Below are 14,845 nucleotides of genomic sequence, written 5' to 3' on the forward strand. Positions count from 1 at the left end.
TTGGTGTACATCCTCGTGCGCCAATAAATATATAAAAATCCCGCTTTTGATGCGGGGTTTTTATTATGATTAATTTATGCGGCAACGTTAGACAGTTATTTCTTCTTGTCGCCTTCTTCTTTCTTCTCTTCGCCTTCTTCTTTCTTTTCTTCACCTTCAGCGCCCTCTTCGCCTTCAGCGCCTTCTTCGCCTTCAGGCTCTTCTTCTTCAGCAGCTTCAACTTCCTTGATGACCGTCGGAGCGCTAATAGTTACGATGGTGCGAACAGCGTCGGTTATTACATCCACTTTATCAAGCTCAATATCCGAAACGTGAATTGATTCCCCGATGTTCAGATGAGAAATATCAATTTCGATTTTTTCGGGTATTTCGGCCGGCAAACATGAAATTTCGATTTCACGCCTGATATTCTGAACGACACCGCCAAAGTTTTTAACGCCTTCAGGGATACCAACCGTTATGACGGGAATCGTAATAGTAATCGGTTGATCCATCGAAATATTGTGAAAATCAAGATGCAAAAGCTCGCCCGAAACGGGATCCTTTTGCAATTCCCGAATGAGGACTTTGCGAGCCGGTTCGTCCATTCCGTCAATTTCAAGATTAATAATCGTTGATAGGGGAACGCCGTGCATTAATTGATACAGTTCGCGGTAATTAACCTGAATCGAAATCGGTTCCGTATTCGGACCATATATAACCGCGGGGATGTTTCCTTCACCGCGCAGACGGCGATTGAAACCTTTTCCAGTGTTTTCCCGTTTGGAAACTTTCAGATTAAGTTCTTTCATCTATTCAAACCTCCAGAAATATTTTCGTGTCTTAAGTTCTAAACATCATTGATACCGAAGCGTCAGTTTCAATTCTATCAATCGACTCGGCAAACGTTTCGGCACAGCTTAATACCGTAAACTTATCGGATAGGTGTCGCTGTGACTGATCGATCGAGTCGGATATAATTACTTTTTCAATCGGCGAATTATCGAGTCTTTCCAGGGCGTTGCCGGATAAAACACCGTGCGCCGCGCAGGCGTATATTTTCCCGCATCCGGCTTCCTTGAGCGCCTTGGCGGCTTCAGTCAGAGTTCCGGCGGTATCAATCATATCGTCACGGATGATGACATCGCAGCCATCGACTTCACCGATGATATGTACAACCTTTGCCTTGTTTTGTTCCGGTCGCCTTTTATCGATTATGGCCAGGCTCGCCCGCATCGTTTTGGCGAAGGCGCGGGCCACTTTTATTGAGCCGACATCAGGGCTGACAACGACTAAATTGTCAGTCGGGATTTCTTGCAGGAAATCGTTAAATATGATTGACGAATAAAGGTGGTCAACCGGAATCGTAAAGAAACCCTGAATTTGAGCGGCGTGTAAATCCATAGTTATAACACGGTCGGCTCCGGCGGTGCTTAATAGATCGGCGATTAGCTTGGCGGCGATACACACCCGGGGCATTTCTTTTCGATCGGCGCGACCATATCCATAATACGGAATCACAGCCGTAATATTTTTGGCCGAGGACCGGCGCGAAGCCTCAATAAGCATTAACAGTTCAAACAGGTTATCGGCAGACGGATTGGTCGGTTGAACGATAAAAACATGCGCACCCCGAATATTTTCATTAATCTGAACAAATATCTCGCCGTCCGAAAATCTTTTTATTTCGGTATCACACAGGGGAACATTGAGCTTGCGAGCGATCGCTTCGCCCAAAGGCCGGTTAGCCGTTCCGCAAATTATTCGCACATGTTTATTATTCAGCATATCTATGTGTCAGTTTTCCCTTGGTTATGATAAAAAACCTGTCCCGGTTCATCGCGGACTCGGAACAGGTGAACCTTTCATAACTTGTCGTCTGGCTGGGGCGGCAGGATTCGAACCTGCGAATGCAAGCTCCAAAGGCTTGTGTCTTACCACTTGACGACGCCCCAATAATTTTCTTTACGCCTGTTGAGCAGTAGAGGCTTTTAATTCCGTCTCATAAGCCTCCAAAACTTTTTCCTCAATCTGTTGGCGAGTTTCATTGTTAATCGGATGGCAGATATCCTGATGACTGCCGTCCGGCCTTTTCCTGCTCGGCATCGACACAAAATACCCGGAGTTACCCGAAATTATCTTGAGTCCCCGAACAACAAAGGCGTTGTCGAAGGTCACGTTAGCGAACCCTTTAAGTTTTTCCTCGTTACGTAACGTGATTCTTATCTCGGTGATTTCCACGGCTGACTCCTCCCGCTGAATGCGGTTAACTCACCCTAAGCGGTAGGATAAGAGGGTCCACATCAAAACACCCCCATCCTTCCCCCACGAAGGATAATGCGAATTCTTCCTCAACGGCGCCTTTATCAAAAAGACCAAAAATTGTGGGACCACTACCGCTAAGTCTCGCAATTCTTGCGCCTGCTTTTATCAGCCTTTCTTCTATATCCCCCAATACCGGATATAACTTTTTCAACTCAATTTCTAAGTCATTGGCCATTTGGGAAATCACACCAAATAACTCAGCCGTTGTTTTACAACATATTAAGTTAACATTCCTCAGCGGCTCTGTCAAGTCCAATTTCAAAATCCGATAGGCCTTGGCAGCTCGGATTTCAAAGTCGGGCGTCACAAGGATAACCTTGTAATCGATTGGCAATTGAAAGGATTTGACGTTTTCGCCCCGTCCGCAGACTTCTGCCTGCCCGGTGCCAAAGAAAAAGGGGACGTCAGAGCCGATTTCGAGCCCGATTTTCTCCATTTCCTGACGGCTCAAATTCAAATTAACCAATTTATTGGCTGCTTTAATGAATGCTGCCGCATCCGAAGAACCGCCCCCTAAACCAGCCCCGGCAGGAATTTGTTTAAATAACGTTATCTTAAACCCCAAATTCCGTCCAAAATTGCGTTGAATCAATTCCGCCGCTTTATAAACAAGGTTATTTGGACCGATTGGAATCGATTCCCAATTGGTTTCAATCAATATATCCGGTTTGGTCAATTTTCTGATAAGTAGATGATCAGCCAGATCTACCGCCTGAAACCAGGAATAAATATCATGATAGCCGTCAGGCCGTTTGCCGGTTACCTTTAAAAACAAATTGATCTTGGCCGGAGCGGATATAAATATTTCCGACCCGCCCTGATTGACTCGTCCCGCAAATTCGGGCTTAGTTTTGGGATTAAGCTCCATAATGTTGTAGTATATCATTTTAAATGATAAAGTTCAAGCCGCCCGGCAATAATCGGTTGACTTTCTTTGGTTTTCGGTGTTTTATTACTGCCTATAGGTGAGGAATATTTCAAAGAGATAGGAGACGGCAATGGGAATGAATTTGGCTGAAAAAATCATTTCGGCTCATCTCGTTAGCGGAAAGATGGAAGCAGGCGAAGATATCGCCATAAAAATAGACCAAACCCTGACCCAGGATGCAACCGGGACAATGTCTTATCTGCAGTTTGAGGCGTTGGGGCTAAAGAAAGTCCAGACGGAAGTTTCGGTCAGTTATATTGATCATAATATGCTCCAGTCGGGATTCGAAAACGCCGATGACCATAATTACTTACAATCTGTCGCAGCCAAATACGGTATATATTTCTCTCGCCCGGGTAACGGTATTTGCCATCAGGTTCATTTGGAACGGTTTGGAGTTCCGGGCAAAACCTTGATCGGTTCCGATTCGCATACTCCTACCGGAGGCGGAATCGGGATGCTGGCTATGGGTGCCGGCGGGCTCGATGTCGCCGTGGCTATGGGCGGTGGATCGTTTTATCTGAGAATGCCCGAAGTCCTGAAAGTCCACCTGACAGGTAAGTTAAAACCGTTTGTGACCGCCAAGGATATTATCCTTGAAGTATTGCGGGTTCTTTCGGTCAGAGGCGGTTTGGGCCGGATTATAGAGTATGGCGGTCCGGGTGTCAAAAATCTGACCGTTCCGCAGCGTGCCACGATTACCAATATGGGAGCCGAATTGGGCGCCACGACCTCGATCTTTCCGTCCGATGAAAATACGAAAGCATTCCTCAAGCTTCAAAAACGAGTAAAATCATGGATTCCCCTGGAAGCCGATCCCGATACCAAATACGCCAAAATTATAAAAATCGATCTCAATAAATTAGAGCCGATGATCGCCAAGCCGCATTCACCGGATAATGTCGTTAAAGTGAAGTCAATCAAACGGGTTAAGGTTGACCAGGTTTGTATTGGAAGCTGTACCAATTCTTCGTTTACCGATTTGATGATAACGGCCAGCTTATTCAAAGGTCGACATGTCCACCCCGAAGTTTCATGCACAATTTCACCAGGCTCAAAACAGGTCTTGGAGGCGGTCGCATCAAATAACGCCCTGGCTGATTTAATCGGGGCCGGATGCCGCATAATAGAATCGGGATGCGGACCGTGCATCGGTATGGGACAAGCGCCGAATTCCGGAGCCGTTTCGATTCGTTCATTCAACCGCAATTTTCCGGGACGTTCCGGCACCAAAGACGCCCAGGTGTATCTGGCCAGCCCCGAAACCTGTGTAGCCGCGGCCGTTACCGGCTATATCACTGATCCCCGTGAATTGAAAAAATATCCTAAAGTAAAACTTCCCGAGAAAATCAGGATAGATGATTCCGGTTTGATCGAGCCGTCAAAGGAACCGGCAAAAGTTAAGATTATGCGGGGACCCAATATCGCTCCGCTGCCGATTAACGAACCGATGCTGTCAACTCTGGACGGTAAAGTGCTTCTAAAAGTAGGCGACAATATTACGACCGATCATATTATGCCGGCCGGGACCAAAATCCTGCCTCTGCGCTCAAATATTCCCAAAATCGCGGAATATGTTTATCATTATGTTGATTCCGATTTTGTGAAAAGAGCCAAAGATAATAAAGGGGGATTCATTGTCGGCGGCGAAAATTACGGTCAGGGTTCATCCCGCGAACATGCCGCGCTGGCGCCGATGTATCTGGGGCTGAAAATGGTTCTGACTAAATCATTTGCCCGTATTCATCTGGCCAACCTGATAAATTTCGGAATTCTACCGCTTACCTTCGCTTACCCGGAAGATTATGACAAGGTTGATCAGGGCGATAATTTGAAATTGCCAATGGTGTCCGATATTCTCTCAACAGGCGCCGATATTACCGTCAAAAATATCACCAAGGGAATCGACATTCAGGTTACCTATTCACTGACTTCGAGGCAGATTCAGATTATTCGCGCTGGCGGACTACTGAATTATACGCGAGGCGGCGGTAAGTAGAAGATTTATTGAAGCGCAAAATAACCGGGCGTGCCGAGCGCGTTCGGCTTAATATTAATGAAAGATTGATATGGTAGATATAGATAGTCTCAAAAATACCCCCTATACCCAATTTCATATTGAAGCCGGAGCCAAAATGGTGCCTTTTGCCGGTTATTATATGCCGGTGCAGTATTCGGGGATTATAGATGAGCATAGAGCGGTGCGATCCGGAGTCGGACTATTTGACCTGACTCACATGGGTGAATTTGAAGTCAGCGGCGATGGGACTCTTGGCTTTCTCCAGAAAATAACCACTAACGACGTATCGGCGTTGGATGTGTATCAAATTCAGTATTCATGTATGACCTACGATGACGGCGGCATCGTTGATGATTTGCTGATCTATCGCCTGCCCGATAGATATTTGCTGGTCGTAAATGCCGTCAATATTGAAAAAGATTTTAAGTGGCTCCAAAGTTACCTGGCCAGTGAGGTCGAGCTAATTGACAAAAGCGATTATTACTCTCTGCTGGCCATTCAGGGGCCGAATGCCCAAAAGCTTTTGCAGGAATTGACATCATTTGATCTGGATACATTGCTATATTACTGGTCAACCGAAAGTGAGATCGCCGGGTATAAAATTCTCTTTTCCCGAACGGGATATACCGGCGAAGACGGGTTTGAACTTTATATCCCGCCTGAATATGCTTCCGATATCTGGAATGCAGTAAACGAAGCCGGGAAAAAATACGATTTGAAATTGATAGGTCTCGGCGCCCGCGACAGTTTACGGCTGGAAATGAAAATGGTTCTCTACGGCAATGATATTGACCAGACGACTAATCCGATTGAAGCCGGGTTGAGATGGATACTCAAGCTTAATAAAGGTGAATTTATCGGGGCCGATGTTCTTCGGGCGGTTAAAAAAAATAGGCCCAAACGCAAACTTGTCTGTATGGTGTTAAAAGATAAGGCGTTTCCCCGAAAAGGGTATTTAATTTATAACGGCGAGGATAAGATAGGCGAGGTAACGTCCGGAACGGTGTCACCTTCTCTGGGAATTCCGATTGCCATGGGATACGTCGCCCGGAAATACTCGAAATCGGGAAATGTCGTTGAAATTGAAATCCGGGGCAGGAGATTTGCCGCTGATATTATTAAGCCGCCGTTCTATAAGAAAAACAAGTGATTGATTCGATGATAGAATTATATTTATTGCCCGCCGAAATTCCGGACGATCTTGATAAGAATCGCTCGGTGGTAATTATAGATATTTTTCGAGCCACGACATCAATGGCGGCGGCTCTGGCGGCCGGTGCAGAAGCTCTATATCCTGCCGGCTCAATAGCGGAAGCGGAAAATTTAAAAAAGGATTTGGGAGATTCGACACTAATGGCGGGCGAGAGAAACGCTTATCGAATCGAGAATTATGATTTCGGCAACTCGCCCGAGGAAATGATTCCGGATAAAGTATCCGGGCGAAAAATAATATTCAACTCGACCAATGGCACCAAATTGCTTCGTCGATTTTCGGAGTTCGATAATGTTCTGTTGGGTTCGTTTGTCTGTATGAGTTTTGCCGTTTCCACTCTCGCGCGGTTATCTGCTCCGCCGGTTATTTGTTGCGCCGGACAGGAGGGACGCGTTTCGGGTGAGGACACGATGGCGGCCGGGATGATGGTTTCGCGAATGAGCGACACCTTTTCCGATTGTAACGACGCCGCCAATTTGGCCCGGCTCGCGTATAAAAATTGCGGCGCTAATTGGCGGGAAGTTACCATGAATTCGACGCATGGGCGATATCTGAAGTCTATCGGAATGGGCGATGATTTGGTTTTTTGCACCGAACTGGACCGATATGATTTTGTGCCCATTAAATCGGGAAATAAAATTATTAAAAGTCCCTGATGCGGAGTTGCGATAATAGATTAATTAAAGATAAATATGGCGCTTATGGCGTATAAGTTATCGTTGATACGAAAGAGGTAGTATTATGAAACGAAGTATAATTGGGATTTGCGGTCTTTGCATATATATCTTAATTTTCTCAGGCCTAATCCAAGCTCGGAATATTCAATGTGAAATAACGGTTCGTGAACAAAACAGTGACGGTGACTATGTATTAATATACAAAAAGAATATTGATGTCTATGAGGGCATAAAAAATACCAGCTTTCATGTGAATTTTACGATTGATTTAACGGCTAATTCCCGTGGCGACAGTTTATATGAGTGTGAATTTTCGCTTTATACGTTGGGTCCCCAACCGCAAAACCTGTTCAAGAAATTTCATAGCCATGCCGGCGGTATTTATTTTGTCGAAGATGTCCGGGGCAAGAATAATACGGTATACCGCGTGGGGATATCACCGCTCGCAATCGATAGTGTTTCCGATATTGATCAAACCTGCGATTATGACTATCACGCCGACGGTGTCTGGAATTTCGATCCGTCAGCTAATTTTGATTTTTATTATGTTCCCCGGACTCTGGGAGATGTCCGCTGGAATCTGTTGCGAGAATATGTTGAGACGACATATAAGGAATTCAAAAAAATATTTGAGCAGGGTTTTCCCGGCAAGGTAAATTATTTCTTCGCGCCCTGTTTACTCAAAGAAGTTCAGTGGGATAAGCGGGGCGGTTTTGCCATCGATCCGACGCGGTCTAATTGTTTTACACTCTATTCCCACAATTACAATACGATTGACGCTTTCCCCGGGATTTTGACCCGCACCTATCGTTATCTGGGATATTCCCCGCCTATTTTGGTTGAAGGCGCAGCCGGATATTTCGATGCTGCTCATTACTATGCCCGAGAATTAAAGAAGAAAAGCGAATTGTCGCCACTGGCCAATATGCTGCGTTCAATCGATTATTTCAGACTACCCGGGTACAATAATGTTTCGGCGGCCGCATCCTTTGTGAAATATTTAGTCGATAAGTACGGATTAAACCGCTTTATTGAACTATACCGGAAAGCTACCGACTTGAATATAGGCGAGCAGTTTTCTGTCGTGTATGATATATCGCTGGATTCTCTTGAAGCCGACTGGCATCATCTTCTGGATACGGTCACGATTCATTCGGGACATTTTCATTATTTTTATGAGCGTGATAAATTTATCTATAACCGCACCGGCATGGATATATTCCTGCGGGAATTGAAGAACCATATGGAAACCACTTATGATTCGACTTATGCCATCGGCGAGGAAGCCTGGAATATGTATATGGACGGTGAATATGACACCGCCCGAACTCTTTATGAATTTCTTATCACGCGCGAGGCGGATGATATTACCAATTGGATGGCATACGGGAATCTGCTTCTAATCGACGGGCAATACGATTCAGCCTTGAAAATTTACGACCGCGTTTATGAGACCGATTCGACGGCCAAGAGTATGTTCTATAAGAAAGGCGATACATATTTCCGGATGGCAAATATCGACAGCGCCAAAACCTATTTGATTCGGGATTTCACCGAAAACCCGTCCCAACTAAGCCGGGCGTCGTCGGGAATCCTGATGGGTCGAATTTCGTTATCCGAAGGCGATACCGCCACCGCCATTGATTACTATGCCGGTGCGGTTGACGCCGTGGAGCAAATATATCAAATGGGAAAATCGCGGCCCGCATATCTCCTGCGGCTGGGGCAGGCGCACCTGGGATTGGCCTTATGCGAAAATGATACCACCAGCGTCGCCAAATCGTATCTGGACCAGGGCCTTTATTTTGAAGTACATCCGGTGCGAGTAATATTTTTTACTCGCCTTCTCCGCGAATTAGGTCGAATTGCCGACCTTGATGGGCGACGGGAAGATGCTATCGCTCTTTATCAACGAGTCCTGAAATACCCGTTGCCGCCGCATTTTGAAGAAGAAGTCAGATCTTATATTTTGGAGCCGTTCCGGGGGTTTTAGTCCCTCCGTCCGCTGGGATTGAATTATGCTGAATTTTCTCAATACAGCGATTCTTTTTGCCGCGGCGGCGGCTTTATTCCCTTTTATTCTACATCTCTTTTCAAAGAGAAAAGTCAAAACCGTACCATTTTCCTCAATTGCTTTCCTCAAGGCGATGCGCAAGCATCAGGTGCGGGCCATCAAAATCAGGCAGCTACTTCTTTTGATAATCAGAACACTAATTATCCTCGCGGTTGTTTTGGCTTTTGCCCGACCGGCGACTAAAGGCGGCTATCTGGGTTCACACGCGTCGGTATCGGCCGTAATTATAATTGACAATTCGGCCTCGATGGGATTATCGGTGCGGGACGGAATCCTTTTTGACCTGGTGGTGAAAAGGGCGCAGGAAATTTTGGGGCAACTGGGCCAGGCCGATGAAGTCGCCATTTTGGCGACAACCGGAGATTATGCCGATCCCCAAGGGGAAAATATTTTTGGCAATCCCGGGCAATCCGCTCAGATTCCGGATAAAATTTCGCTGACTGATATTCGCGCCGATTTATTGACCAGCTATTCAAACGCAATTGAATTACTGGGCGAACGACTGAATTTAAATCATGAGATATATATTCTGAGTGATTTGCAGGAAATATCTTTTGCTAATGATGAGCAAATCGCTGAATTTAATGGAAAGACTTTTTGGGTCGAGTTGCCGATTCGAGAGATATCGAACTGCAGTATTCTGGAGGTCGGCTTCGGTAATCAGTTAATTGAAATAGGAACCGAATTCCCTATTTCCTCGACGGTTAAATCATACTCGACCGAAGGCGATGATAATATTCTCGTTTCGCTGTATCTTGATGATGAACGCATCGCTCAGGAAGATATTCGACTGCGGCCTGGTGTTTCGGCACCGGTTGATTTTGAAATATCGGTCGCCACTCCGGGCTATCACTCCGGATATGTTGAATTATCCGATGATGACCTATTGGCCGATAACCGTCACTATTTTAGTTTTTATATCCCGGAGCAATTCAACATTCTGCTGGTCGGGCAGGACGATATCGATCGGCAGCTATTTAAACTGGCACTGGCCCCGGATGAAAAATTGAGAAGGCACTGGTCGGTTTCGGAAATCGGATATAATAATTTTCAAACCGCTCGCTTACGGGATTTTGATGTTGTTATACTCTCCGATTACGAAACGCTTCCCCGAAGCGATGTCAATCGCCTCAAAGATTTTGTTCGCCGGGGCGGAGGATTGATGTTGAACATCGGGCAAAAGTCGGATTCGGCTCATTATGCCATGCATTTTGAAGAAATGACAGGCGTGAAGTTAACCTCGTCGTTCCCGGTTAATTTCTCAAGGGCGGGACATTTTACTATTACAGATTTTAATTTCGAGCATCCTATTCTGCAGATATTGAAAGATAAAATCGATCCCCAGTCTCTTAGTTTTAGATCGTATGCATTGCCGAAATCGCGACTTCAGGATGATGCCGAAGTGAGTTTGATAGCCCGATATTCGGATGGCTCTCCGGCGATTGCGGCCGCGCCGTTCGGTCGCGGGCGTGTTCTCTATTTGGGCTGTGATATCTCACCGGATATTTCAGATATCTCATTGCATCCTTTGTTTGTTCCGTTTTTGGTGCGCTCCTGCGAATTTTTATCATCCGATTTTTCGGCGCATACGGAGAATATAAATGCCGGTGACGCTCCGGTTCGAGTTTTGCGCCGAGGATTCAATATCGCCAATGAATATATATTGATCGGTCCCGACAATTCCCGCCGCACTGTCTCTATGGAATTTCGTGACGATACGCGCCGCTTGAATTGCGACCCTGTTCGCCGTGCGGGATTGTATCGAATTATGAACGGAACCATTGAAAGCGACCGCTTTGCCGTTAATATTGATTCCGAAGAAGGTGATTTCTATACTACCGATTGGGATGAAATGGAATCGCGGTTTTCCGGAGCGTCTCGTATGCCTTCGGAGACATCAGTCGCCGGATTTCTCTCCGAAAAAAGATTCGGGCGGGAATTATGGCAGTTTTTTATTGCCGCTGCGCTTATTCTTTTGGCTTTGGAAATGCTCGTCGCTCGGGATCGCGGGGCGCCTTTAACCTCAGACGATTAATATAAAATGCTGCTTGCTTCATTATCAAATATCTCGAAGCGTTTTGATTCTCAGATCATCGTCGAAAACGCTTCTCTGGCGATTCAGGAAGGCCAAAAAATCGGGCTGGTCGGAAATAACGGGACCGGCAAAACCACTCTTTTCAATATCATTTCCGGAATCATGCGGCCGGATTCGGGCACGGTCGATTTCAAGAAAGGTACCACCGTCGGTTATGTGGCCCAGGAATTGCATGAGGAATTGGAATTATCACTATATGATTTTTGCTTTCTGGCCTATCCCAAAATCAATGACATCCGGCTGCAACTAATATCCCTCGAAGTTCAAATCTCCAGAGAAAATCCATCCGAAGAGATTCTGAGCGAATATCATATCCTGACTCAGGAATATGAAGAGATGGGAGGGTATCGCTTTGAGACCGAAGCCAAAATTGTTCTCGAGGGAATCGGTTTTAATCGTATGCAGATGAGTCGCAGGTTGGCGATTTTTTCCGGTGGCGAACGAAATCGAGCGCAAGTCGCGGCGGTATTGCTCGGTGGTTACGATTTATTGCTTTTGGACGAGCCAACCAATCACCTTGATATCAACGCCACTATCTGGCTCGAAAATTATATTTCAGGATCAAAATCAGCCTTTCTGATAATCTCGCATGATCGCCGTTTCCTTCAAAACACCGCCGAAAAAATCGCCGAACTGTCGCAGGGCAAGCTGGATCCGTATCATTGCCGCTTCGATGATTATCTTGAAGAACGCGAAAAAAAATTGAAGCTGGCCGAGCATCATTACCGTCATCAGCGAGAAGAAATTGTTCGCATCGAGGATTTTATCCGCCGGAATATGGCGGGGCAAAAAACCAAACAAGCGCAGTCGCGGCAAAAGTACTTGGCCCGCATGAAAAGGCTGGAAAAGCCGCATCGGGAAAATACACGACCGACATTTAAGATTCTTGACGGCGGGCGTTCATTCCGGCAGGTTGTCAAAGTCGATGACATGGTTATCGGTTACGATAATGTCCCCCTCGTCGATGAGATTGAGTTTGAACTTACCCGGGGAGATAGGGTGGGGATTATCGGCCCTAACGGGTGCGGTAAAACATCTCTTTTGAAAACTCTCGGCGGGTTTCTGGAACCGATTGCGGGCGAGATTACGATTGGAGGCAATGTCGATATCGCCTATTTCGACCAGGAGCTTTCCGATCTCAATCTTCAAAACGACGTTCTTTCTGAATTGTGGGAAATCGACCCGCTGGCCGAATCGGGGAGGCTCCGCTCATTTCTGGCGCGCTTTGGATTTATAGGAGAGGGTGTTTTTAAAAGAGTTTTTCAGCTTTCCGGGGGCGAAAAAACAAAGCTGTCTCTCGCCAAAATCTTATATCATCCCGCCAATCTTTTGATATTTGACGAGCCGACCAATCATCTTGATATTGTCTCGATTGAAGCGCTCGAAGAAGGCCTTAAAGAGTATAACGGAACTCTTATTGTCGTCAGCCACGACCGTTATTTTCTCGATAATGTCATTAACCATATCTTTGAGATTTCAGCCGGGTACATGCGCAAGTACCTTGGTAATTACAGTTACTATGTAGAAAAATCCGGCCCCGGGAATGTCACAGGCAAAACAGTTTCTGTCGAGAAAAAAGCCGCTTACGAAGAATTCAAAGAAAGAGGCCGCCGGAAATCGAGATATATGAAAAAACTGGCCCGACTGGGGGAAATGATTGCGGACGGCGAGGCTCGCCTGACTGATTTGGAGAAAGAAGAGATTCTTATCGATAAGGCTGACTGGCAAAAACTTAACGAAAATCATGCCGCCCGCCGGGAATTGGAAGAGCAAATCCTTTCATGGTATCTGGAAAAAGAGCAAATGGAAAAGGAACCGCCTCTTGACTAAAATTCTGGGCATATCCGGGTCGCCCGTTATCGGCTCATCAACCGAATTATTGGTCAGGGAAGTACTAAAAGGAGGTAAAGCGGCGGGAGCCAAAACGAAATATATCTATCTCAATGAACTGGACATAATGCCCTGCCAGGCTTGCGGCGAATCTCCCGACGACGGATATTGCTTTTTCAATGACGGCATGGATGAAGTTTATAAAGCATTCGACTGGTGCGATGCAATCGTCATCGGTTCCCCGATATATTTTGATTCGGTCTCGGCCCAGACAAAACTGTTTATAGATCGTTCTAATTGTTTCAGACATTATCGGCCCGAATCGCCGGAATTGATTATTCCCCGGATAGAAAAACGACGGAAAGGTATAATTATTCTCGTCGGCGGCAAGCGGGAAAAATTCGAACCGGCTCGAAAAGTTGTCGGGGGCTTTTTTGTCTGGGCCAATGTTGAACGATTCGGATTGATTTCCTATTCTCATTCGGGATTCGAAAAGGGCTCAGTCAAGAAAGATAAAAAAGTTATGAAAGAAGCATTTGAGACAGGCCAGAAAATATGCCGTGATGATTAGGCGGAAAGGTTGATTTGGGGACTTGATTTAGATTTACAAAAATATATATTGAAAAGTTATCGTTTTCGGGCTTTAACCGGCGCGATACTTATCTTATTGAAGGCGGCCTCGGCGGATTCAAGTGAAAACCGGCGGCGGAGAGTGAAATGATATACAGTTTTGACAGCAAAGATGACAATTATAATAAATTTGTAGCCGAGTTATCTGAACAACCTCTTGATTACGAAGTCATCAGCCGAGATAAAATTGTTATCAGAATTTTCGGCCATGTCGACGATGATCTGCGAAAACGACTCGACCAAATTTCGGGCAAGGGGAAATTAATATTAAAAAAAGCGGCCGATGACGTAACTCTGTTTAATGAAATCAAGCGTGGTAAGATTATTATCGCCGGACCCTGTTCGGTTGAATCGGAAAGTCAGATTGATGAGATCGCGGGATTTTTGTCAGGATTGGGAGTGAGATATTTGCGTGGTGGCGCGTTCAAGCCCCGGACGCAGAGCAGTTCATTTCAGGGGCTGGGCAAAGTCGGTTTGAAAATTCTATCGGAAGCGGCCGCGAAATATAATATGAAAGTCGTCACGGAGTTGATGGACAGGTCTCAATTGGATGAGGTGTATCAATACGCCGATATCATTCAGGTCGGTTCGCGGAATATGTTCAACTATACTCTGTTGACAGCCCTGGGCGCGGTCGATAAAACGATTTTATTCAAGCGCGGCATGGCGGCGACGATAGATGAATGGCTTCATGCCGCTGACTATATCCGCAAAGGAGGCAATGAACGAATAATCCTATGTGAGCGGGGAATTCGCACTTTCGAAAAACGTACCCGCTTTACTCTCGATGTTCTGGCTATTCCCATCGCCCGTCAATTAAGCGGACTACCGGTCATCGCGGATGCTTCGCATGCCGCGGGCGATAGAAAATTGGTTCCGCCCCTGGTCAAAGCGGCTCTGGCGGCGGGAGCCGACGGTATTATGGTCGAAGTTCATAATAATCCAAAAGATGCCCTATCCGACGGCGCGCAATCGATGACGTTTACCGATTTTAATAATCTTCTCGATGACCTCGCCAGTCTCGGCTACGAAATTGTCCATAAATCCCGGCGGCGTAATCCGGCCAAATTTTAG

Annotated in this window: 12 protein-coding genes and 1 tRNA gene; 8 read left to right on the plus strand and 5 right to left on the minus strand. The window is 46.0% G+C overall.

Annotation, left to right across the window (positions count from 1 at the left end; translation table 11 throughout):
- Nucleotides 1-95 precede the first annotated feature (95 nt).
- From V3V99_05190 to ispE, 5 genes are all read right to left on the minus strand, one after another.
- Entirely contained in the window at nt 96-791 is a 696-nt protein-coding gene (locus V3V99_05190) for a 50S ribosomal protein L25/general stress protein Ctc (protein ID MEE9442044.1), read from the minus strand.
- A 31-nt stretch (nt 792-822) separates the two neighbouring features.
- Nucleotides 823-1,767 carry a ribose-phosphate pyrophosphokinase gene (locus tag V3V99_05195; protein ID MEE9442045.1) on the minus strand — a complete coding sequence of 315 codons (945 nt, stop codon included), beginning with the start codon at nt 1,765-1,767 and terminating at the stop codon, nt 823-825.
- A gap of 92 nt (nt 1,768-1,859) precedes the next feature.
- Nucleotides 1,860-1,934: transfer RNA gene (locus V3V99_05200), tRNA-Gln, on the minus strand.
- Nucleotides 1,935-1,944: 10 nt separating this feature from the next.
- Nucleotides 1,945-2,220, minus strand: coding sequence for a SpoVG family protein (locus tag V3V99_05205; protein ID MEE9442046.1), 276 nt, complete (start codon nt 2,218-2,220; stop codon nt 1,945-1,947).
- A 25-nt stretch (nt 2,221-2,245) separates the two neighbouring features.
- Nucleotides 2,246-3,190: a 4-(cytidine 5'-diphospho)-2-C-methyl-D-erythritol kinase gene (gene ispE / locus V3V99_05210; GenBank protein MEE9442047.1), complete on the minus strand. Its 945-nt coding sequence runs from the start codon at nt 3,188-3,190 to the stop codon at nt 2,246-2,248.
- A gap of 112 nt (nt 3,191-3,302) precedes the next feature.
- On the opposite strand from ispE, the gene V3V99_05215 reads away from it, so the two are divergent.
- From V3V99_05215 to aroF, 8 genes are all read left to right on the plus strand, one after another.
- Nucleotides 3,303-5,231, plus strand: coding sequence for an aconitate hydratase (locus V3V99_05215; protein MEE9442048.1), 1,929 nt, complete (start codon nt 3,303-3,305; stop codon nt 5,229-5,231).
- A 70-nt stretch (nt 5,232-5,301) separates the two neighbouring features.
- Nucleotides 5,302-6,402, plus strand: a complete 1,101-nt coding sequence (gene gcvT / locus V3V99_05220; protein ID MEE9442049.1) for a glycine cleavage system aminomethyltransferase GcvT — start codon at nt 5,302-5,304, stop codon at nt 6,400-6,402.
- 8 nt (nt 6,403-6,410) lie between these two features.
- On the plus strand, nt 6,411-7,121 hold the full coding sequence (locus V3V99_05225) for a 2-phosphosulfolactate phosphatase (protein ID MEE9442050.1): 711 nt from the start codon (nt 6,411-6,413) through the stop codon (nt 7,119-7,121).
- 85 nt (nt 7,122-7,206) lie between these two features.
- Entirely contained in the window at nt 7,207-9,135 is a 1,929-nt protein-coding gene (locus V3V99_05230; GenBank protein ID MEE9442051.1) for a tetratricopeptide repeat protein, read from the plus strand.
- 25 nt (nt 9,136-9,160) lie between these two features.
- Entirely contained in the window at nt 9,161-11,251 is a 2,091-nt protein-coding gene (locus V3V99_05235) for a BatA domain-containing protein (GenBank protein ID MEE9442052.1), read from the plus strand.
- A 6-nt stretch (nt 11,252-11,257) separates the two neighbouring features.
- Complete coding sequence (locus V3V99_05240; protein ID MEE9442053.1) at nt 11,258-13,141, plus strand: ABC-F family ATP-binding cassette domain-containing protein; 1,884 nt, start codon at nt 11,258-11,260, stop codon at nt 13,139-13,141.
- A complete protein-coding gene (locus V3V99_05245; protein ID MEE9442054.1) occupies nt 13,134-13,712 on the plus strand; it encodes a flavodoxin family protein in 579 nt (192 codons plus the stop codon). The genes V3V99_05240 and V3V99_05245 overlap by 8 nt, the downstream gene beginning before the upstream one ends.
- A 146-nt stretch (nt 13,713-13,858) precedes the next feature.
- Nucleotides 13,859-14,845, plus strand: coding sequence for a 3-deoxy-7-phosphoheptulonate synthase (gene aroF / locus V3V99_05250; GenBank protein MEE9442055.1), 987 nt, complete (start codon nt 13,859-13,861; stop codon nt 14,843-14,845).

Source organism: Candidatus Zixiibacteriota bacterium (assembly GCA_036480375.1).
Taxonomy (GTDB): Bacteria; Zixibacteria; MSB-5A5; order GN15; family JAAZOE01; genus JAZGGI01.